Origin of the sequence: Paraburkholderia sp. RCC_158 (genome assembly GCF_041355255.1) — a bacterium.
Classification (GTDB): domain Bacteria; phylum Pseudomonadota; class Gammaproteobacteria; order Burkholderiales; family Burkholderiaceae; genus Paraburkholderia; species Paraburkholderia graminis.
Genome location: NZ_JBFUPM010000037.1, coordinates 1 through 22,019, shown reverse-complemented (window position 1 = coordinate 22,019; position 22,019 = coordinate 1). Strand labels below are relative to the sequence as shown.

At 55.4% G+C, this 22,019-nt stretch carries 15 protein-coding genes and 2 pseudogenes; 1 reads left to right on the top strand and 16 read right to left on the bottom strand.

Features of this window, described 5'->3' with window-relative positions:
- Positions 1-19 precede the first annotated feature (19 nt).
- Genes AB6809_RS34475 through AB6809_RS34465 form a run of 3 tightly spaced genes read right to left on the bottom strand, consistent with a single transcriptional unit; the run spans position 20 to position 3,296 of the window.
- Positions 20-427 (bottom strand): hypothetical protein, encoded by a 408-nt coding sequence (locus AB6809_RS34475; RefSeq protein ID WP_371028337.1) that lies wholly within the window; start codon positions 425-427, stop codon positions 20-22.
- Positions 428-453: 26 nt separating this feature from the next.
- On the bottom strand, positions 454-1,932 hold the full coding sequence (locus AB6809_RS34470) for a hypothetical protein (RefSeq protein WP_371028336.1): 1,479 nt from the start codon (positions 1,930-1,932) through the stop codon (positions 454-456).
- A gap of 56 nt (positions 1,933-1,988) precedes the next feature.
- Positions 1,989-3,296, bottom strand: a complete 1,308-nt coding sequence (locus AB6809_RS34465; RefSeq protein ID WP_371028335.1) for an MFS transporter — start codon at positions 3,294-3,296, stop codon at positions 1,989-1,991.
- Between the two features lie 251 nt (positions 3,297-3,547).
- On the opposite strand from AB6809_RS34465, the pseudogene AB6809_RS34460 reads away from it, so the two are divergent.
- Positions 3,548-3,961, top strand: a pseudogene (locus AB6809_RS34460) (IS5/IS1182 family transposase); the annotation flags it as partial.
- 767 nt (positions 3,962-4,728) lie between these two features.
- Here the strand turns inward: AB6809_RS34460 and AB6809_RS34455 are convergent.
- The 13 genes and pseudogenes from AB6809_RS34455 to AB6809_RS34395 form a co-directional block, all read right to left on the bottom strand.
- Positions 4,729-6,741 (bottom strand): flavin-containing monooxygenase, encoded by a 2,013-nt coding sequence (locus tag AB6809_RS34455; RefSeq protein ID WP_371028334.1) that lies wholly within the window; start codon positions 6,739-6,741, stop codon positions 4,729-4,731.
- A 560-nt stretch (positions 6,742-7,301) separates the two neighbouring features.
- Positions 7,302-8,933 (bottom strand): GMC family oxidoreductase, encoded by a 1,632-nt coding sequence (locus AB6809_RS34450; protein WP_371028333.1) that lies wholly within the window; start codon positions 8,931-8,933, stop codon positions 7,302-7,304.
- A 121-nt stretch (positions 8,934-9,054) separates the two neighbouring features.
- Positions 9,055-10,482 carry an MmgE/PrpD family protein gene (locus AB6809_RS34445; protein WP_371028332.1) on the bottom strand — a complete coding sequence of 476 codons (1,428 nt, stop codon included), beginning with the start codon at positions 10,480-10,482 and terminating at the stop codon, positions 9,055-9,057.
- A gap of 70 nt (positions 10,483-10,552) precedes the next feature.
- On the bottom strand, positions 10,553-11,338 hold the full coding sequence (locus AB6809_RS34440) for an SDR family NAD(P)-dependent oxidoreductase (protein ID WP_371028331.1): 786 nt from the start codon (positions 11,336-11,338) through the stop codon (positions 10,553-10,555).
- A 153-nt stretch (positions 11,339-11,491) separates the two neighbouring features.
- Positions 11,492-12,955: an aldehyde dehydrogenase gene (locus AB6809_RS34435; RefSeq protein WP_371028330.1), complete on the bottom strand. Its 1,464-nt coding sequence runs from the start codon at positions 12,953-12,955 to the stop codon at positions 11,492-11,494.
- Positions 12,956-13,055: 100 nt separating this feature from the next.
- Positions 13,056-13,937 (bottom strand): oxaloacetate decarboxylase, encoded by an 882-nt coding sequence (locus AB6809_RS34430; RefSeq protein ID WP_371028329.1) that lies wholly within the window; start codon positions 13,935-13,937, stop codon positions 13,056-13,058.
- Positions 13,938-13,942: 5 nt separating this feature from the next.
- Positions 13,943-15,037 (bottom strand): substrate-binding domain-containing protein, encoded by a 1,095-nt coding sequence (locus AB6809_RS34425; RefSeq protein ID WP_371028327.1) that lies wholly within the window; start codon positions 15,035-15,037, stop codon positions 13,943-13,945.
- A 179-nt stretch (positions 15,038-15,216) separates the two neighbouring features.
- Positions 15,217-15,786 carry a carboxymuconolactone decarboxylase family protein gene (locus AB6809_RS34420; protein WP_371028326.1) on the bottom strand — a complete coding sequence of 190 codons (570 nt, stop codon included), beginning with the start codon at positions 15,784-15,786 and terminating at the stop codon, positions 15,217-15,219.
- A 298-nt stretch (positions 15,787-16,084) separates the two neighbouring features.
- A complete protein-coding gene (locus AB6809_RS34415; protein ID WP_371028325.1) occupies positions 16,085-16,852 on the bottom strand; it encodes a glucose 1-dehydrogenase in 768 nt (255 codons plus the stop codon).
- A gap of 115 nt (positions 16,853-16,967) precedes the next feature.
- The gene (locus tag AB6809_RS34410; RefSeq protein ID WP_371028324.1) at positions 16,968-18,155 is read right to left on the bottom strand and encodes a sugar ABC transporter permease; all 1,188 of its coding nucleotides are present in this window, start codon (positions 18,153-18,155) and stop codon (positions 16,968-16,970) included.
- Positions 18,152-19,735: a sugar ABC transporter ATP-binding protein gene (locus tag AB6809_RS34405; protein ID WP_371028347.1), complete on the bottom strand. Its 1,584-nt coding sequence runs from the start codon at positions 19,733-19,735 to the stop codon at positions 18,152-18,154. Before AB6809_RS34405 ends, AB6809_RS34410 begins: the two co-directional genes overlap by 4 nt.
- A 689-nt stretch (positions 19,736-20,424) precedes the next feature.
- The gene (locus AB6809_RS34400; protein ID WP_371028323.1) at positions 20,425-21,348 is read right to left on the bottom strand and encodes a LysR family transcriptional regulator; all 924 of its coding nucleotides are present in this window, start codon (positions 21,346-21,348) and stop codon (positions 20,425-20,427) included.
- Positions 21,349-21,722: 374 nt separating this feature from the next.
- Positions 21,723-21,944 (bottom strand): annotated as a pseudogene (locus tag AB6809_RS34395) (IS4 family transposase); the annotation flags it as partial.
- Between the last annotated feature and the right edge of the window lie 75 nt (positions 21,945-22,019).

The window sequence follows — 22,019 nt, the reverse complement described above, 5'->3', positions numbered from 1 at the left end:
GGGCTATACCACCTGGGCACTAGTTTTGAGGCAAAACCGCGATGGTCGCTATTTCTATTTGTGTTCCGTCCGCGGCATGCAGGTGCAGCGAGAATCGTCCGCTCGTTTTGGCGGTCATATGGAATTGAGTTGGACGTCCCGGTTCAACTTCTGGCATTTCGTCTACCCCGTGGACCATGACCATCCCGGGCTCGTTCGATGAAATGTTGACGATCACCGAGTCACCTTGCGCCACCGACAATACTGGTATTTGCACACCCGGTTTCTTGCGGACGGCAGTAACATGGAACTCATGAGTTTCATGCCCATGAACGGTTCGAACCGGCTTTGCATACTCGTATCCCAAAAGTAAAATCGCGATCAGAACACAGACAAGGATTAGCTTGAGCGGTGGCATCCTACGTTTTACCGCGACTAAAGCGTTCATTTACTTCTCCCTCGAGGCCTTGACGTTCAGGCCGAATTCATCGGCAAGGAGAGGATCCATAGCCCGCTTGCTGTCAGCCCCATCATCAGCGTCATCATCGGAATCTGACTGATGAGCGCCTTAGAGCGGCTTTGAAAGCTCTGGAAGGACTGCCCATGCGCGATATAAACTGCCAAAACGTGGCCGATCAGCACCATCACGACCTGAAGATGCCAGACCACGCTAGCATCAATCATGAATGGTCGAAGCGCGCCTTGCGCGGTACCGAATAAGTTCCATCCCCAGCCGAAAGGATCGGAAATCAATCTATAGATCTGAGGAGCTTGGCTAAGCGCGACAGAAAAGTAATGCGTGACGTGGTAGAAGAAGGCGATCGGCACTAACGAGCGTGCAAAATCCGAGAGTAGTTGTCCAGCGGATCTAGGGCTACCGACCGTAAACTTGCCAACGAAAAGCACAAATGCATAAGCCACCAAATATACAAACGGAGACAAGAACAGACAAAGCCACTGCCAGCCGTAGTAAATCTCGGCTGCGATAGCGTCGGTGTCTGACGGATGCGATCCCACGGCCGACATGAGAACGGGCGAGACGCTTTTCCAGTATCCCGAATTCCACAAAAACGTGTCGTGAATCCCGTCAAAAGCGGTGGAGGAAATCATGAACAATATAAAAAACGTTAGGCTGAAAGGTATTAGCGTCGGTTTCATCAAGCCTGCCAGCGGCCACCTTAATCGAATTCGCCACCGGCTGTCCTCGCCCAACCATTCGACAGGTGCAAGCATGCCTATCAATTTAAACATAAGCCTAAAAGTGTCGGCATGCTCTAACCATATCGAGGGACCAAAGAGGAATGATCCGAAAAGCATCCAGGCGAAGTATGCTGCGAGGAAAAGGCTTAAGGTCGCCGGATTTCCATTTCCAAATAGCTCAAGAGCAACGAGTACAAAGTACACTCCTACGGCAGGGAAGTGCCCCAGTTTCTTTGGATAGTTCAGATACTTGGCTCCTTGTCCCTTGAAAATTTTCTGCATAAGGCTCAAAGGCAAAGACCAAGGTGAAACCAGTGGATAGAAATCGCCGATCACAGACGCGAGATAGGCTAGGACCAACAGGAACAGTATCCAGAACCAAGTCATATTGAAATTCAGCATCGGGTTGGGTGACCCGATAAGACCACTGACGATGCAAATCGTTATAGTGGCAAAGCTCAGACATCTGAGCGCTGTCTCTACCTTCGGATGCAGCCTAAGCTCTTTCTTACGCGTTACGACTAACGCTACGGCACCGCTTTCACCATGTTGCGGAACACGGGGCGACGAAAAGAAAGCAAGGATAAGGAACGACAATAAGAGTGCTGCTGTCGATCCGTATGCATACAGCCAAAACGGTACCGGGAGGGTGTAAGGCGCAGCAAACGCGTGCGCCTCGGCTTCAGTGGCACCGAACAAGAAGCAGACTAAAAAGAATAGCAACCCACGAGACATAAATGAAACCTGCAACATCTCGCCTCCTATCCGGTTCTCTGTAGCATCGGGCAAGGGATCAGCTACCGCCTCCCTTACCCCTTGTCCGACACTTGTCGCAATTTGACCTGGTTCATCGTTGATGGTGGCGCGCGAAAACTTAGCACAATGATGACCGCTATTACATCCATGACGGCCATCGCGAGCAGAGCAGTTGAGAAATCACCACTGATGTCTTTTGCGAGACCCATTATCCAAGGCCCTGCAAACCCCCCGAGATTGCCGATAGAGTTAATTAGCGCGATACCTCCCGCAGCAGCAGCTCCCGAGAGAAGTGTCGTCGGCAATGCCCAAAACGGAGGAATGGAGCAGTAGGCGCCGAAAGCCACAACGCTGAAAGCGACCATCTTTACGTACGGATTTTGAACAGAAGCGGCAACGACCATCGCAAGGGCCATCGCAATGATGGGCACTGCTGTGTGGAAGCGGCGCTCTCCTTGCATGTCGGACCGGCGTCCCGCCCAAAGGATTCCGAACGTAGCCGCAATGAATGGAATCGCAGTAATCCACCCTGCTCTTAGATCGCTCACCCCAAAACCTTTAGCAATCTGAGGCAAGAAGAACACGACGCCGTACACGTTCAGTACGACACTGAAATTTGCGGCTGCGAGCATCAGTACTTTGGGCGAGGTAAGCGCTTGAATGACAGAATGGCTCCGCGCCCCATCGCGAAGTCGACGCTCCTCGTTGAGCTGCTTTGTCAACCAATCCCTTTCGTCTTGCGCTAGCCATTTCGCTTCGCTCGGGCGATCGGTCAACATCGTCAGAATGATGACGGACATGATGATCGCCGGCGCAGCTTCGATAAGGAACAGCCACTGCCAGCCGCGCAGATTCAGCAGACCGTTAAGATTCAGCAACGAGCCCGAGAGTGGGCCACCAATCAGAAATGAGACAGGAGCAGCGACGACCAGATAGCTCATCGCCCGTCCGCGATACGCCTCTGGAAACCACATTGTGAGGTAAAAGATCATCCCTGGGAAAAAACCGGCCTCGGCGACGCCGAGCAAAGCGCGCAGGATGTAAAAGCTGGTCGAACCCTGCACAAAAGCCATTCCCCCGGCGATCACTCCCCAAGTTAGCATGATCCGAGCAATCCAACGGCGCGCACCGAACTTCTCTAGCAGCAAGTTAGATGGCACTTCCAAGATGCAGTAGGTAACAAAAAAGAGTCCCGCTCCGAAACCAAACATCGATGCTGTGAGGCCCAGATCCCTGTTCATCTGCAGGGCAGCGATCCCGATGTTCGTCCTGTCGAGGAAATTTATGAAAAAAGAGATTGTGATCAGCGGGATAAGGCGCTTCGAAATGCGTCTGATCGCACGTTGTTCTACCGTGTCCATGTCGTCTCCGATGTGTTTTCGCTCACGGTTTCAGTCCGCAAGTCGTTTGACCGCAAGATGCGCTTCAATCTCTAGCAGGCTGTTGAAATACCCTCCACGTGGGTCATCCAAGTGGGAGGGGCAAACATTGATTCAACGAATCGAACAACACCGAGACCGAAACGACGCGCGGAGCGGACAGCTATTCCAAATCGATGTTCACGATGACCAAGCTGTATGACTTCGTTCCGGCCAATCACCCGCTGCGATCGGTTACACAGGTCACGCAGGCGGACGGCATGGCCGAGCGAGACACGGCAGCGCAGATGCTTGCGGGCGCTGCGCGATTCGCCGGCACGTCCATTGCCGTAGGCGCTGATGAAAACTACGACACAGCGGGCTTTGTGGCAACGCGCCGCGCCAACAATGGGACCCCGCACGTGGCGCCGAACTTCGGCCGCGCAGGCGGCTCCGCCATCGATGCTCGAACGACCCGTTGGCCCGGCTACGCTATCAGTCACCGCAAACGCAAATGCATTGAGCAGGTGTTTGGTAGGAGCAAGACAATCGGGAGGATTCGGCGCGCGATGTACCGTGGTCTGAAGAGCGTCGACTAACTCTTTCTGTTGCCCCAGGCAGCCTACAACCCGACGCGCATGCGAACGCTTGCCACTGGGGCGGCATGAGAGCGAAGGCGGAGGAAAATTCAACATTAGCAGCACCTGAATCAACGGAGTTCGGCGTCAAATTAATTGCGACTCTACGTCGCGTTGACTCTTTCGAATGAGCGGGCGCGCGTTCAGGCAGGGATATTTCAACAGCCTGCTAGACTTCGCGTCGAATCGGGAAGGTTACGTTAAGTCTAGGAGCCCGGAACGGTACGTGCCAGCCATCAGAACGGCAAGGAGCGTTGCTCTGGGAGCAAAGTCAGCGAGGGGCTTGCTGACGAGTAGTCGTTACTCGCTCTTAGGCAGAAAGCGAAGCTTCTCGCTTCTAACCTGCACCTAGGTGGAGAACGCTGCTCAAAGAAAGACAACGGCATCCGCGCTTAGCGCGTGCTGAGACTTTCTCCGGGATTCAACCAGCTTGACGGGACGACACCGAATTACCCGCGCGCGGGCGTGCGCCTCGACACGATAGGTTCTCGCCGAGTGTCCCGCTCGCGCTGTAAAGCCGATAATTCGTATGAACATGCGACATCAAATGGCTGTCGACGTACGGTCGTGCAACAGCTCATGAGCAGCGCCGCGCAAGTGTCAGTAGTGGTACCGAGCCCGCTTTACGCCGTCGATTCGACAACCCAGATACGTCATTAAATGGGCTGCGCAGGACTCGCTCAGCTATCCGGCTAGCTTTGCTTCCTAGACTTACGACAGCCTCATATCCCGTTCCTGCCGCAAACGATAAGGCCAAACCGCTCGGAGGCAGCGCTTGGGCCCAACGATCGCATGATTTACGCTGAGGTCGATCCGGGCTGGAAGTGATACGGCTCAGGATCGGCGGTGTACTCGAACTCGGTCGGAACGCTCTCAGTACGGTGCTGGCTGTTAGGAGCCTTGGGTACGGTGTAAAAATCGGCAAGGTCAGCCTGCCGCGTCAACTTCCAGTAATCGACGAGACGCCATGGGCTGTTGGTCACAATTCGACCGCGGGCGTTGCGGAAATACGTTGACATGCCAGGGTGGCTCCAAATCATCTTCTGGTGCATAGCTTGGATATGCTGGTTATAGGTGTCGTACACATCCTGTCGGCATTCAACCTCAACGAGAGAGAATTCTGCCATTTGGCGAAGAATACTTAAAACGAAGTCCACCTGGCATTCGACTGTAAAGATGAAGCTGCCGCCGTGCCCAAGCGCAGTGTTCGGTCCATACAGCATGAAAAAATTGGGGAAATTTGGAACTACGGTACCGAGATACGCTTGCGAATCGTCGTCGTCCCACGCTTCTCGAACAGTGACTCCTTGCCGACCGATCACCTCGACGGGCGAAAGAAAACGCGAAACATCATATCCTGTCGCAACGACAAGTACATCAACGTCGCGCTTTTCGCCGTCAGGACCATAGACGGTCTTGCCCTCAATTTTGTTCACCGGTCCATCGATCAGCTCAACCTGCGGCTTGAGCAAACTCTTGTACCACCCGTTGTCCAGCAACATGCGCTTGCCAAACGGAGGGAAGGTCGGCGTGACCTTTTCAAGCAGGTCCAGACGATCCCCCAATTGCTCTTTAATGTATCGGGTGAAGACCTCACGGTGTCCATCGTTCGTTGCGTTGATCGAACGTTCGGGGTGCGGCCACTCCGGGTCTTTCTGCAGAGTTTCGTGCACCTGGCTGTCGAAGATCCAGCTCAAACGCAGTCGATACAACCATTCATAATGTGGCACCTCACGAAAGAGCAATCGGACGGATTCAGGAACCTTCTTTCGGAACTTTGGAAACGGGGCCGCCCACTGCTTTGAGCGCTGGAAAACCGTCAGAGACTTAACAGTGTCAGCAATGGCAGGGACAAGTTGCATGGCGCTTGCACCATTGCCGATCACGGCTACACGTTTGTCGTGAAGGTCGATCGTCGGATCCCACTTCGACGTGTGAACCATTGGCCCGTCGAACTCTTGCAAGCCGGGAATGGGCGGAAACTTTGGCGTGGTAAAAGCACCGACCGCCGAGATGACGACATTCGTCACCAGAACTTCTTCGCTGCCGTCCGGTAGCCGAAGGCGAGAATGCCAAGTGTGGCTTTCCTCGTCGTAACGGGTTGAGACGCATTCGGTCCCAAATCGTACGAGCTCTTCAACCCCTGTCTGTCTAGCGACCCGGTTGAAGTAACCCTCGACTTCCTCTTGCAGAGGAAAATACATCGACCAGTCGCCACTCGCGAATGTATACGAATACAAGTGGCCCGGTGTGTCTACGCCGCAGCCCGGGTAATGATGCGAATGCCATACACCGCCGGCGCGGTCTTGCTTCTCAATGATGGTAAAAGGAATTCCAAGTTGTCGAAGGCGGAAAGCAGCGACTACGCCAGACATTCCAGCGCCAATAATTAACGCATGGAATCCTTTTTTTAGGGCGACCGGTTCGGGAGCAGCACCAGAGTAACGCTTAAGTCGGTGCATCATCAGGCCGGCGTATTCCTGCGGAATCTTTGAAGATTCCGAGAACGACATCATCCGAATCAGCTCGTCGGCTGTGAGATCGGGTTTGGCAATCGGCTTGCCGGCGCGCCAGGCAGTGATTGTATCGAGTGCTGCCGCACGGACCTCGTCCTGGATCGCATCGGGCAGCCCCCCGGAATCGTTGTCGTCCCAGCGGCTACGATCGACAATGTAAGGCGCCTGGAGCCAACGCTCTTCGCCGGTGAATTGGTGAAGCAGCAAAAGTAGCGTGGGGATGTTCGCAGAGGGCAGAGCTTCTGCCAAACGTTGACGAAAATCGTCGGAGTCAATGCTTTCGGGGCTAGTCATCGCTTAATTTCTCTTTCGGCGGAGGGCAATGAAGACTGCAATCCATCACCACTGAGGGATAGTTAGACGTCGTACTCGTAGGCGAAGTCTTGCTTTTCTCAACCAATTGCTTACTCACCGTCTCCTTGTCGCGCGTCTTGCGGAGATCGGCTCGAGGGAAGAAATCAGCGGCTGAGCGAGGGCTCGACCATCAACCTGCAAGTGAAGTTTGCCCCCTCCTTGCGGGACTGCCTATTAAGCGCTACGCCAAGCATCTTTGCGCTGTCTGCAAGCCAGGTGGGTTGGACCAGTGCCCGCTACCGTCGTATGCGGATCCCAAGGAAAACTCGCCTTTCGTTTTGCGGATTCAGATATAAAGCACGTCCGGTACCGTATCGTCTCGGAGCGATTAGGGTGCTTGATTGCTACGGCGGCTCACGGCCGCGCCAACGCAACTACCGTTGCTTAAGTGATTGGGAGGATTGACGGTGCAACGTGGGTAATCGACTGCCGCGATCCCGTGCGGAGCCGGACGTCACGACACAAGCATTTCGTTCCGGCTCGTTAATGGCGAGTTGTCTTCAGGTTGTGCTTTCGAGCAGCTCACGCCTCGGAAGAGCATCTTTCCTTATCATATCTGCCCCCTTCGCGCCAATCATCAGCGACGGGGCATTGGTGTTGCCAGTCGTCACCCGCGGCATGATCGACGCATCGACGACACGAAGTCGCTGAACGCCAATTACACGAAGCCGGTCGTCGACTACCGACATCCCGTCTCGGCCCATCTTGCACGTACCGGACTGATGCGAAGCTGTGTTGCCGGTCTCTGCGATGAACGCTCTGATTTCTTCATCGCTTACAACGTGACTTCCCGGCAGTTGCTCTTTGAGCACATGCGAAGACATGGGCTCCGCATCCATGATCCTTCGTATGATCTTGACGCCTTGAATGATATCGGCGAGGTCTTCCTTGTTCTCAAGGTAGTTAGCGGTGAAACTTGGCGCGTCCATCGCATTAGCTGATCGAAGCAACACGCGCCCTGAAGCGCGCGGCCGCATCAGGTACGTGGACACACCAATGCCAGCCACGGCATCTACATCGACCTGTCCGCTGGGGTGAAACTTAAAAGTCATCGGCCTGAAGCTAATTTGCAGATCTGCGTATTCTGCCTCGGGGCGACTTTTCACGAATGCCGCCACTTGAGATGCACCCAGCGCGAGATATCCTCCACTAGTCAGCAGATATCGAGCCCCTTCAATGTACTTTCTAATGCCCCGGATGTTGCGGTTGTACGAGCTTGCCTCTGCCGAGCGGTATGCAGTGTGGACGACAAGATGATCTTGGAGATTCGAACCTACGCCAGGAGACTCGACAATTGTGTCAATTCCATGCTTCTGCAGCTCGCCCGCGGGACCGATACCCGACAACATCAAGATCTGCGGGGAGTTCAGTGCACCGGCAGAAAGTATCACCTCTCTTGAAGCCGCGATTTGCCTTCGTTGCCCCCCCTCAAGCACTTCAACTCCTGACGCCTGCTTGTTTTCCAGAACGATGCGTTGTACGAGGCAATCGGTTCTGATTGTCAAATTCGGTCGATCTAAAACAGGCTTCAGGAAAGCCACGTACGCAGATTGCCGCCGACCTGCCCGAATAGTGTGCTGCATGAATCCAACACCTTCATGCAGTTCACCGTTCAGGTCTTCCGTAATCGGAATTCCAACTGTCCGAGCAGATTCAATGAAGGCATATGAACTCTGCATCTTTACAGCAGGATCGCTGATCCAGAGAGGACCCTCGACACCACGATACTTACTTGCGCCGCGCTCGTTGTGCTCTATAGCCTTGAAGTACGGGAGCACATTGTCGTAATTCCATCCTCTGTTTCCAAGGCTTTCCCAATAATCGAAGTCCTTGCGATTCCCCCGTATGTAAATCATTCCATTTATGGAGCTCGACCCGCCCAACCCTTTGCCTCTCGGCCAATATACGCGGCGTCCGCTTAGGGTTGTCGATGGCTCAGTGAAATAGTTCCAATTCAACTTCTTGTCGAAGTAAAGCTTCGCCATACCGGCCGGTGTGTTCACCCAAAACTTGTCCGATTTCGGACCGGCTTCAAGAAGCAATACTTTGTTGGCTGGGTCATCTGAGAGGTAGCGCGCAAGGACACAGCCAGCTGACCCCGCACCGATGATGATGTAATCGTACGTTTCCATGCGTAGCTCGATATCAAAGAAATGCCACGATTTGACCTTTCAGCGGCCAATATTAAGCAAACCGACGGGAGATACTTCCATGCCTCACATGGAGTTCGACGTCGGTGCCGCGCGCGGTCGGTCAGTGTTCGGATGTTCCGAGCGATCTGAGGAGTTCAGAGACATCGCCAACAGACTCGAGATTCATGATTGACGAAATAGCGTCTTCAACAGTATGCGGAGGAATTATTCCGTCAGCGTTGGTCCGAAACTTGTCCGTCAACTCTTGATCCGTCATAGCAATCCCGCCAGCGGCGCCAGGGGTTCCACGGGGGTAACGAAGCTCAGCCACAAAAGTGCGTCCGCGAGCGTCGACTTCGATGCGAGACGGACGGGCAGCCGGATCAGAAGCAATTGATGACGCCCAGTCGGGGTGGATCTGATATGAGACCTTGCGCATCAAGTCTAGTACTTGCGGCGCAAATACGACTTCCCGCGACTGCCAGATTTTGCTAGAAGGAAGCCGCTGGGCAGCGACGGCTAGACCGTGCGCGGTGCTAAATTGCGCCTCTACAGGATCGTCGATCTCGCTTACCGTCCAGCAAGGGCGGTCTACGTGCCCTTCACCCCATGCGCGGATCGCTTCGATCTCCGTTGCATCCAACGCATTTTCGTCAATGATGCCTCCAAGGAGATCGATAAGGCCGTGCGGTGCGCGGCAGTGCGGGTAAAGCTTGAACGAGTTCTCCCGTTGGAACCTCCAGCTCCTTCCTAGATCGACGGTCAGCGCTTCTGGGCTCCAGCGGGTGCTTCCGATAAAACGTCGATAGCCGAACTCCGCGTCGTCAAAAACGCGCGGATCGCCCCTGTGACCTAACAAGGCCATATGAGCCGCGGTCAAAGCGGTCTGTGTAATTGGACCTGCCATCGTGTACTTAATGGTTGAAACTGGCGTATGCTCAATCCAGGAACGATGGGAGTTGACCGGTGTGATGCTTGCGGCAATTGAGAGGGCATGCGCGGTCATGTCCGGGCTTGCTTCACGCAACTGCATTATGGCCGCTGTTGCACCGAAGATAGTGCTGTTGTATCCCAAGACGGCCGGCATGGTGTACTTGCCATCAACAGTATCCCTGATGTAATCCATTGCCTTGCCGAACCGATTTGACATCTCGTGTGCAACGGCGATGGCCTTGACTAGTGCTTGTCCGGTGACACCGTCCACCTCTGCAACAGCTAGCGCGCCAGGCAGGACATACGGTGAGACGTGCCCTGGAGGAAGGATGGCGTCAAAATCCAAGGCATTGATAAGCTCACCGTTAGCGAACGCGGCACCGAAGATCGATGACCGATGGCTTGCACCAAAGATCGTTGCGTCTCGCTGCCCTGCGCCTAGGATCCGTCCGTATTCGATGCCAATTCGGCCTTTTGTATCGTTCCCGCCCGCGATCGCGCAACCTAAGGAATCCAATAAGATTCTCTTAGATTCCAAGATCACGTCTTCGGGCAGATCGCCAAAGTCGGTGCCCGAAACGAAGTGCGCTAATTGTTCGGCGATGCTCGTCTGCATGTCTAGTCTCGCAATTCACTATCAAAACATTCAAAGAGCGGCACGACTCCAGCCGGGACGCTCACACGACTTACTGCTGTTGCGTGACAGGTCCCGGGACCCCCCCGAAAATGCTCCACGGATTGGCTACCGCCCAGCCGGCATCGATAAGCAAATCGGTGCCCGTGATCGCTGAGGCGCGATCCGAGAGTAAAAATTCTACTCCGTTGGCGATTTCCTCCGGCTCGATACGTCTTCCCAACGCCATTTGTGAGTCAATATCACCGGCATATCGACCCGGCGGCCGAGCCTTTACACGAGCCACAAGCACTGCACCGGGGGAAACCGAATTGACACGTACTCCACTTTTGCCATATTGAGCTGCGAAATTTTGCGTCATATTGATCACAGCGGCCTTGGTAGGACCATAAGCGTGCTGGGGCGACGAACCGTGCCCTGCGATCGAAGCGACGTTGACGATGCTTCCACGACCCAATCGCGCCATGCGCGCCGCAAACACCCGGTTAGCGTTGAACGCACCCTCCAGATTGACTGTGACAATACGGCGCCACATGTCCATAGGGAATTCATCCGGCGCGAACTTTGTATCTTGAAACGCCGCAGCCGCAACCACCAACCCGCTCACCGGACCAACGTCTTTTTCAACAAGATCGCTGATAAGCTCTACGGAGGCAAGGTCACTAATATCAAGGGGGTAAGAAGATCCGCCAAGTTCCTTCGCCACTTCCTCGGCCGATTCTTTATTCAGGTCAACAACGACTACTCGCCATCCTTGCTGCGCCATCAATCGGCAACAAGCAGCCCCGATCCCATTACCACCTCCGATTACTACTCCCACCTTCGATTCCGTTACCATAGCTACCTCTCTCCGAATTCAACTTATCTGTTTAGCGGACTAAGGACGCTCCGCTGTGTCACGTAGCTCTTCTGTTACCTGATGAGATGTTGCTCGATTCCATATTTCAGCGAGTGGCCCCGTACAGCTTGTGCTTGACGGTGTGTCTCGTTTTCATTTCAGTCGGGCGGCGACTTCGCCCGGGATCCCAACTGACTTTAATTCGACGAATGGATCAAGTCCTTCGGGTCCGAACTCTCTCCCGAGGCCGCTATGCTTAACGCCTCCCATTGGGGCACGAAATCCAGCGGAGTTACCGTTCAATTCCACGGTTCCTGTCTCCATACGCCTTGCAACGCTGATACCACGGTCAATGTCTGTCGTGAAGACCGAGCCGTTGAGGCCATAGCGCGTATTATTCGCGATGGAAATCGCTTCCTCTTCGCCATCGTACGGAATCACAGCTATGACCGGTCCGAATATCTCTTGCTGCGCGATTGTGGTGTCGGGGCCTACGTCAGCGAATACTGTGGGTTCGACGAACCACCCGCGGTCAATGTCGGGCCGCCTGCCCCCCTTCGTGAGTCGAGCGCCGTCTGCGAGCGCCGACGCGATGTAACCTTCAACTATATTGCGTTGCCGCTCGCTTACGAGCGGTCCGATATCTGTGGCGGCATCCCGAGGATCGCCGATCTGCATCGAGTCGATGAGCGAACCTATGCGATCGACAAACTCCTCCTGCAAACCGACAGGAACCAGAATACGCGTCTTCAACGTGCAAATCTGGCCGTTGTTACGAAAGGAGCCGAGCCGCAAGGCGGCTACAGTTTGGTCTAGGTCTGCGTCCTCGAGAACAATAGCTGCCGACTTCCCCCCTAGTTCAAGGGTGACACGACGCAAGTCGCGCCCGCAAATCTCGGCGATTCGCCTGCCAGCCGCGCTAGAACCTGTAAACGTCACCTTATTGACGCCCGGGTGAGAAATGAGATATTCGCTGACTTCCCGACCTGCTGGAACAATGTTAACGACACCAGGGGGGCAACCTGCCTTTTCCAGCATCCTTGCAACAAGATACGCATCCAGTGGCGTCTCGGGAGACGGTTTGAGAACAAGCGTACAGCCGGTAAGCAATGCAGGAACGAGCTTCTGCATAGTCAACGACAAGGGAACGTTCCACGGTACGATGCCGGCAACGACGCCAACCGGTTCTCGAAAAATGAGCGCGTGCCCATACGAAGAACTACGCACAGACCGGAACGGATACTGGGCAGCGGTCTCGAGATAGGCTTCGAGGATACGTACTGGGTTGACGACTTGAATCGACCGGGATTGACTTATCGGACACCCCATTTCCTGCGTAATCGTATCCGCAAGGAGATCGGATTGGTCGACCATAAGATCTCGAAGTCTGGCGAGAATACCGATGCGGTCTTCTAAGGTCATGCTAGGCCAAGGCCCAGATGTGAGGGCCCGATGAGCTGCCGCGACGGCGCGATCAATGTCCTCGCGTGTGCCTGCCGGTACCGAGGCAATGACCTCCTCCGTCACTGGCGATATGACATCGATGCGTTCGTCGCTGGCGGGAGTCGTCCATTCACCACCTATAAAAAGGCAATTCTCACTAGTTACCGAGTTCATTGTGTTTTCCTTAAAGCTACCAGTTCCTTGCACACAGTTGCTAGATAAACGCGAGCGCGGGTCGCATAGAGACTCACTCTGCGTCAGGCAACCATGAGGACTATCTCGAGGGGTCGGGAGTGGCAAAGCGCTTCTCGACTTCGTTGAATGCTCTGAGTCCGCCCAACGATGTGTACTCTTGAAAGGAAGCGCAGCGCTCAAGAATTCCCGCTACCGAGCCGGTGCGCCTGATCTCCGACAACACCTCAGACATAGCCTTTATCGCTGCCAACGTTGCGAAGTTCGGCAGAATCATGAGTTTGTAGCCGAGCTTTGACACCTCATCGGCACACAGCAGCGGTGTTTTGCCGCTTGTAGGAAGGTTGAAGACGTGCGCCGCCGGTAATCGCTTCGGTATCTCTTCGATCTCTTCAATCGTACTGGCCGATTCGATGAACAGCAGATCAGCGCCGGCAGATAGATACGCGTGACCACGACGAATTGTCTCGCTCATTCCTTCTTCGGAAAGTGCGTCGCAACGAGCAATAATCAAGAAGTCCGGATCTGAGCGAGCTGCAACAGCTGCGGCGATTTTTTGTGCCGCCTCCTCACGTGGTGCAAGTGCCTTACCAGAAAGACTTCCACATCGCTTGGGAAAAACTTGATCCTCGATATGAATTGCGGCAACTCCCGCACGTTCGTACTCTCGAACCGCGCGTTGTACATTGAGTTGGTTGCCGAAACCCGTGTCCGCGTCAGCTATCACGGGCACTGAAACCGCCTGCGAAATCGCTGCAGCATTTTCGACCATCTCCGTCATAGTGATCAGACCGAGATCGGCGAACCCTAGACGATTTAGGGCAGTGCCTCCGCCGGGCATGTAGACTGCTTCGAATCCGGCTTGTACCGCGAGCTTAGCTGGCATGGGACCAAACGCGCCGGCCGCAACCAATACCCCTTCCCGCCGAAGCAGCCGGCGCAGCTTAGTTGTGGGTTTTTCCATGGCCGTCACTTACAGGTCTTAGCGTCCGCGCCGAATACCTGCTGCTCGGATACCCACCCTTTGGGTGCGATTGTCGTGACAAATCCGCAGAGATTCGCTTTAGTGACGCTGGTGAGCTTGACGTAGTCCGTCGGAACACCGTTGATCGTCGCGCTTGGCGCCGGCGTCGGACTGCCCGAGCCCAATGCGTGCGCAATATCCGCCGCATCTTTTGCCATCTTGTCGATGGGAGTCCAGGTCGTTTGCGATTGCCAACCTTGCGCGATGTACGCCAAACTCGGTGTTGAAGCGTCGGAGCCAGTTACCCAGATCTCCCCGGGGCGCTTCCCGGCCGACTTCAGGGCCTGAACAACAGCCTGAGCGCCGTTGTCCCACATAACAACGAATGCTTTAATGTCAGGTGACTTCTGCAGTGCGGCTTCGGCCTCTCTTTGCGCAGTGCTTGTGTCCCAGCCAGGCGTCATAGTGTCGTAAACGACATTGACGCAAGCCTTAGTTTTGATGAGCTTGTCGTACGCCTTGGACATGTCAACCTGCGCGAGCGTCGACTGATCACCTCTGATAATCGCGTACTTTCCGCAAGGAACCGCACCGAGCGCAGATTCAGCTTGGATCGTACCCATCTCATAGTTGTTTCTGGAAATATGGTAGTCGGCTGTCGCGCTGGTAACGCCACGGTCATAGGTAATAACCTTGATTCCTTGTGCCTGTGCTCCTTTAACAAGGCTACCGGCTGCTTGAGCGTCGATCGCCGCCATGACCAGTACCTTGACTTTGCGCTGGATCATACTTTCGACTTGGTTCTTTTGCATTGCCGCGCTCTCGTTCGAGAATTGAACGATTACGTCGTCGCCATTGGCCTTCGCCTGCGCCACAAGAATTTTCTGCTCCCATGCCCAGCGTACCTGATTCTGAGTTGGGAATACCACTCCAATCAACACACCGGCGTTCGCGACGCTCGCGAACGCTGTCAACGTAAGCGATACGATCGCGGCAGCGCACATCTTTTTAGCGAAATGCATGCCTTGCCGTGCAGCCTCGCACGAGTCGGCATCAGCCTGCGCATCATCAAGTTGGTCGATCTTAAATTTATTCTGCATGTCTCCTCCGCTTATGGTGGAACTTCGAGAACATCTGCCTTGAAAATAACTGTTCAAGCGACAGGTCGCCCATTTCTCAATCTATTGAGTGAGTGTGACCGCGGCGAGCAGAATTGCCTATAGAGGCTGGCGAGAAGCAGCTTTGCACCCGCGGCAAATGGTTTCCGTGCGCGTCTATATCAAGTGGCGTGCGGTGGACCCACTTCGAAAACATGGAGAAGCTGAGACAGCGTTCGGTAATATCCAACTAAAACGACAAGTTCGAGTAGAACATCATTTCCGAGGATAGCGCTCAGACGGCCGAAATCATCACCACTCAACGGCAGTTGACCGCGGTTGAGCATTTCACAGAGTTCGTACGCTGCTGCCTCTTTTGGTTCATCGCTTGTGAAGCGCCCCTCTCTCAGACCAGATAGTTCTTGCTCTGTCATGCCGATAGCACGACCAATCCGTTCGTGAGCATAACGCTCGAACGAGCTGTCCGTGTCGGCAGCGACGCTCAGTATCGCCAGCTCTCTTATCCTTTCACTGAGGCTCGTTTGGTATCGGATCGCGGCTCCCAATTCCTGTAAAGGACGGCAAAGAACTGGGTTATGCAACATTATTCCAAAAGGACCGGTGAGCGCGCCCGTGTGATCAATCAAGTGAAAATGTTGCGGACCGTTAGATCGCGGTCCCGAAACGATGGAGTTGTATAAAGCAAGCTGACTAGCGTTCAGCTCTTCCTTTGTTAAGCTGGGAAGGCGCATGTGTTCTCCTGTCTATGCGACTCGAAAGGCGAGACGCTCTCTGTTAGGCGGCTATATGCGCCATGATCCGTCAAGATGACGGAAGAAAAACATAGCCACAGGACCGTCGGATCCGACGGCCTCGACGCACACATAAGAACCATGTTTGGCCGCACCGTGCCTGAAGGCAGTGACACGGACTTTCTCAGCGTTTCCACAAGTCAGCCAGTGAGTAACTACCGCGCGCAAGGGGCGTACTCCGCTAACCATCGGCTTCTCCTTAGGGTGAGTTTGGAGGAAAAAGAAGTCCGTCCGGCTGCTAGTGCGCTACAAAGCCGCCGTCGACGGGTAGGGCAACACCGATTACGTAACTTGCACCTGGGCTGCAAAGCCAGAGCACGGCGGCCGCGATCTCGTCGGGTTGACCGATTCTGCCGATGGGCGCACCGGCCAGCGCATCGGCGAGCACCAGCTCGCCTTTCTCGACAATCGTTGCGACCATCGGCGTCTCGATCGTTCCCGGACAGATTGCATTGATGCGGATGCCGCGCGCCGCGTACTCCAACGCGGCGCTGCTTGTCATTCCGATAACGGCATGCTTCGACGCATGATATGCCGCCCGCCCCGCTCCGCCCACGAGGCCCGAAAGCGAAGAACAGTTGACGATCGCTCCACTACCTTGCTTGCGCATCTGCCTAAGTTCGTGTTTCATGCAAGCCCACACGCCACGTGCGTTTACTGCATTAACACGATCAAAGTTCTCGGCAGGTTCATCGGCGGTTTCACTGGGAGGGTCAATAATGCCCGCGTTATTGAAAGCCATGTCCAACCGCCCAAACGTGGCGACAGTCTTTTCAACTGCGTCCGCCACTTGTTGTTCGTTCGACACGTCGCACGGAATTCCGATAGCCTGGTAGCCGGCTTCTTTAAATTCCTTCTCCAACGCCGCGACCCTGGTTTGATTCACATCGACGAGTCCGACTGATGCGCCAGCTTGCGCGAACTGACGCGCAGTTGCGAGTCCCATGCCTGAGCAAGCGCCAGTGACCAAAGCAACGTGTCCGGAAAAGTTGTAGACGGGATTCATGGTGATTCCTTTTAGGAGGTCGGGTTATAGAAAATCGTAGGAACCCTCGTTAAAGTCCATGCCACATCTGCCTTGCATTTGATGGGCCGGGTTTCAGGTTTCGGAATTCGAAAGGTCACCGGATCTGCTGACGTCTCGTAAAATATCCGTCCAAGCCAACGGCGAATACGAGAATAAGCGCTTTGACGACATTCTCAGCGTAACTGGAGACCCCAAGCAGGGACATTCCATTGTCGATTGTGGAGAGGAGAAAGGCGCCAAGGAGCGCCCCAACGATTGACCCAATTCCGCCACGCAACGACACTCCACCGATAACGGCGGCTGCGATCGCAGTAAGTTCAAGATTGATACCGGAGTCGGCCGTCGACGTTCCTACTCGCGCAATAAGCATCGTCCCGGCAATGCCATAGATCGCGCCCATGATGATGAAGCCCAGCAGCACGATTCGGTTCACGCTGATCCCGGCATACATCGCCGCTTCCCGATTGGAACCGACCAAGTACACGCGACGGCCGAATTTGGCGCGAGAGAGTGCAAAGCCAAGGACAATGACGATCACTGCGATCCATAGAATGGCGTTGGGAAGGCCGGTGCGGCCGGCACCGATCCACAGCAGTGCTCCGGCCAGCACAGTCGATGCAGCGACCGCGGCAAGAATAGGGGTGATCGCGACATTCCCTTGTTCCTGTTTAACAGACGTGTATCGGCGGTACGCGGACCAAAGTCCGTATGCCACAACGAGCGCTGCCAACGCGGTCGTTGAGAGGGAGGACATACGTCCCTCAGTCAAGTCGGCGAACTCGGGGCTGACAGGGCCGATCGCTGCAGCGTCGGTCCACATCAGGCCTATTCCTCGCCAGAGAAGCAGGCCTGCGAGCGTTACGACGAACGCGGGCAATGCGAGGCGGGTAATTACAAGCCCCTGCACGAAACCCAATGCGATCCCCGTGCCTACGGCCGCCATGACGCTAGGTGCAACGCCCCAACCCGCGACCTGACACTGCGCCGCCACAAGTCCGGTTAGAAATGCCGAGCTACCAATCGAAAGATCGATCTCTCCCATGATGATTAAGATGGCAATGCCCGCCGCCGCAACGGCCACTACGGCCGTTTGCCGCAACAGCAGTGATGCGTTTGTGGCGGTAACGAATATCCCGCCCGAGGCATGCTCGAAATACAGAACCAACAGCGCGGCGGCTAGCAAAAGCACCGTCGAACGGGAGGTTAGTAAGCGAAGGACTGATGTCCAAGTCCTGGAACCGCTGCCGGACTCCGTGTTAGGAGTCGAATAATGCGTTGTCATGTGTTCACTGCTCCAGTTGCGGCTGACAGCAAATCGTGAGCAGTCGCTGATCGCGAAAACTCTCCTTGTATGCGGCACTTATACATAACGAGCACGCGGTCAGATTCTGCTAGCACCTCCTCTACGTCGCTAGAGATGAACAGCACCCCGATACGAAGCTCTTCAACAATTCTCCGTATGAGGCGATAAATGTCTTGCCGAGCACCGATATCCACTCCGAGAGTCGGTTCGTCAAGAATCAAAATCTTCAACCCTTTAACAAGGCATCGGCCGAGCAGCACCTTCTGCTGGTTCCCGCCGCTTAAAGCGTCGATGGCAATGTCGGAACGTGCGGGTCTGACGCCCAACTGCTGCATGAGGTCGGCGACTTGCTCGCGTTCCTTCCTTCGATTGATGAACAAGCGAAGCGAGCTCAGGTCGTCTAACATCGACGCAGTCATGTTGGACGCGACCGACTGGCCGTGGAGCACTCCCTGCGATTTCCGATCTTCTGCTAGGAGAGATAGGCCTCTTCCGACTGCTGAATGCGTGCTTCCCGGGATCCCTTCGGCGCCGGCGATTGAGCATTTGCCCGTTACCGGCCCGGGCCAAGCCCCATAAAGAGCTCGACAAAGCTCAGTGCGCCCAGCCCCAACAAGCCCATACAAGCCAACGATTTCCCCTGGGAAAACCTCGAAGCTAACGTTCAGCGCGCGAGGGCGGGTGCGACTGTTATTTGCATAAACCGACATGTCCTGCACTTTCAGCACCGGGGCACCCGCTCGTGGCGGCAATTCGTGCTCAGTTTTTTGCTGAACCATCTGGATCGTGTTGCCTAGCATTGCTGCGACTAGCTGAGCCCTCGGCGGCACCGTCTCATAGTTGGAGACTACCGCGCCGTTGCGCAAGACCGTCACGCGGTCAGCTATTTGATCAAGCTCGTCCAGTCGATGAGTGATGTATATGATTGCTACACCGGAGTCACGTATGGAACGCAACTGATCGAGCAGTACTGCAGCCTCTACGTCAGTTAGTGCCGCGGTCGGCTCGTCCAAAATCAAAACCCGAGCAGACCGGTGCAGCGCTGCCGCCAAAACGATTAGGCGTCTTTCAGATGGCGTAAGCGACGAGCAACGCGCTCGCGGGTCGAACTTGAGCTGGAATGTACTGAGCGCATCACGCGCCCATCTAACCGCAGTTTGCTCATCGTAAAGTCCCCACCGCCCTGGCATGTGTCCGGCGAACATGTTCTCCGCAATAGAAAGATGAGGGACCACGTGCAGCTCTTGAGGAACGAGAACGATGCCAGCTGCGTCGCCCGCGCGAGCCGACGAAAACTGCTGCGGTTCGCCTCCCAGTTCGATCGACCCCTCGTACTCTCCGTGGGGAATTACCCCGGTCAGGATTTTCATCAACGTCGATTTGCCAGCGCCGTTTTCGCCGGCAACGGCGAGTAACTCGCCGGGCTTAACAGACAAATCTACGTCACGCAGGACGGTTATCCGACCGTACGTCTTAGTCAGCCCTCGACCGACAAGCAAAGGGGAATCTGCACGCGACTGGAGTGGGTTCTCGGACTGCAAGTTGGACCCGGGGCGCATTCCAGACGTTTGGGTGGTCGCGGACATATTCATAGGGCGAACCACAATTGCTTGCTGGATAAGTCGGTCGCCACTGACACCAGCGTCGGTCGCGAGTGGGCACCGAGCACATCAACATATTGGTCTCGCCCCGTTGATCGCGGCTCCGTCGGAATTCTGTGTGCGTAACACGCCGTAAATCTTTCCGTCGCCATCATCGTCTCCAATCTTGTATGGGCCCCGCTTTGCTGCGGTAGCACCTATTGATGAGACGAAGTATAAGAGTGCGATTCTTGGCCAGCCAGACTGCAGGATGGCAAGTAACATTGCCCTGCCTGCAAAGAACGGGCGCGCTTGGCAGGCTTGAACCCGGCACCGAGAACCGTGGTAAGGGCCGATTTGATTCCCGACACCGCATGACCATGCCGGTCACCGACGTGAATCAGCCAGTTGTGAGCCGCTCGTCATACCGGCGGCGACGACACCGGTATGACGATGCTACGCAGGCGACGGACAAACGCACGGAAGTAGCAAGTTCACCTCCGCACGCCCCTCAGTTCAAGTGAGCCTTATTTCAATCGTTGAGGAGTGGGCGTTGCCAGTCTGGCGATTCCGCTCCGGCTCAATGGCACGGTGTCCAGCACAAATCAGCTATCGCGGAGGAGCAGGGGCGACAGCAAAGTTGCGCTCCGGAGAGGGCGGACCACCTATCAAGGTCGGTCAGGACGGCTGTTGTCGATCTCTGCACCAAATATTTCGATTAAGAAATCGACGAAAACCCGGACGTTGCGAGAGACGCCACGACTGGACGGATAGACAGCGTATAGATCGCCGTCGCCCGGCCGCGGACTAACAGACCAGGGTTCTAGCACCCGTCTCATCCTGCCGTCCGCAATATGATGCCGCACCATCCACTCCTGTACGATGATGAGGCCAAGCCCGGCTATTCCCGCGGAGAGGAGCACCAGGGCGTTGTCAGATCGAATATTTCCCTTCACCTCAACCTTTTCAACAGTGCCGTCCCGTGTAAAGCTCCAACCACCACTGTAAGGCGCTCCAGAAAAGACCAGACAATTGTGCTTGGTAAGCTCTTGGGGCGTTTCAGGAACTCCGAACCTTTCGAGGTAGCCTTCGGCCGCGCAAACGATGCGCCGATTCGGGCTAAGTCGGCGAGCAACGATGTCGGCATTTGGCAAATCGCCTAACCACATGGCAACGTCAATGTTGCTCGAAATAAGGTCGCGTCGCTCGTCGACGAGGGAGATATCGAGAGATAGTTCTGGATAGCGCGCCTGAAGCTTTGCGAGCGCCGGCACAACCACCGTGGTGCCCGCTGATACACGTAGTGCAACCCGCAGGAGCCCTCTGACGTCCTCCTGAAGAGATTTCGCCTCGGAAACAGCAGTCTCAAGGTCGCGGACGATACCGGTGGTGCGTTCGAAGAACCGACGACCGGCGTCCGTTAGCGACAGATTTCGGCTGCTCCGATTGAGCAATCTGACGCCTAACTCCTCTTCAAGGGACTTGACTTGGCGCGCAACCGAACTGACAGAGGAAACGTCCCGCGCAGCTGCTGAAAAACTGCCCGCTTCGACCGCCTTTATGAATGTTTTAATGCGCGTGAATTGTTCCATCGATCGGTACCCCGCAAGCAGCTGAGTCCTCCATTTTGCACATCGCATTCTGGGAGCCTCCGCTTAGCGAGATCGCTCCCCATTGTCGGCCCTACTAGCCGGTACTCTAGCAGACCGCGTCCAAGGCTCTCATGTTTCTCGCGAAATGCGAGCCGAAGAGCGTCGAAATGAGGGTTTACCGGAGGAGAACGCGCCACGGTCAGTGCCGCTGGCACAACGGCGGCTAGGAGGGAGTTACATTGGAACGGAAGAACCTTGCTTTTTCGGTGACGCGGCTGGCGCTCCCGGCGATGGATCTTTCGAACGCACGCATCCTGCCAGGGTAAATACTGATGCGAACCCGGTTCGGCAATTACAACTGGCTCTCAGGCCGCGTTGTACGCCAGCCCGGCGACGGTAAAGCCCAGCAGCGCGGCATGTGGATAAGCCAGGGTGCGGATCTCGCTGTGAAGGACAGACTCGAACCGCTGGAACATGCCTTCGATACGCCAGCGCCTGCGATACAGCAGGGCGATCCCGTGTGCGCCCACCGCGGCAGGCAGATTGCTCCACAGCCGGATGATCGTGTCCCCCACATCGGTAGGCTGGTCCAACTCTTGAGCAGCATGAACGAAGATGATTTCTCCCGACTGCCGCCGGCCGCCCAGGCCTATATCCGTGAGCTCGAGTCA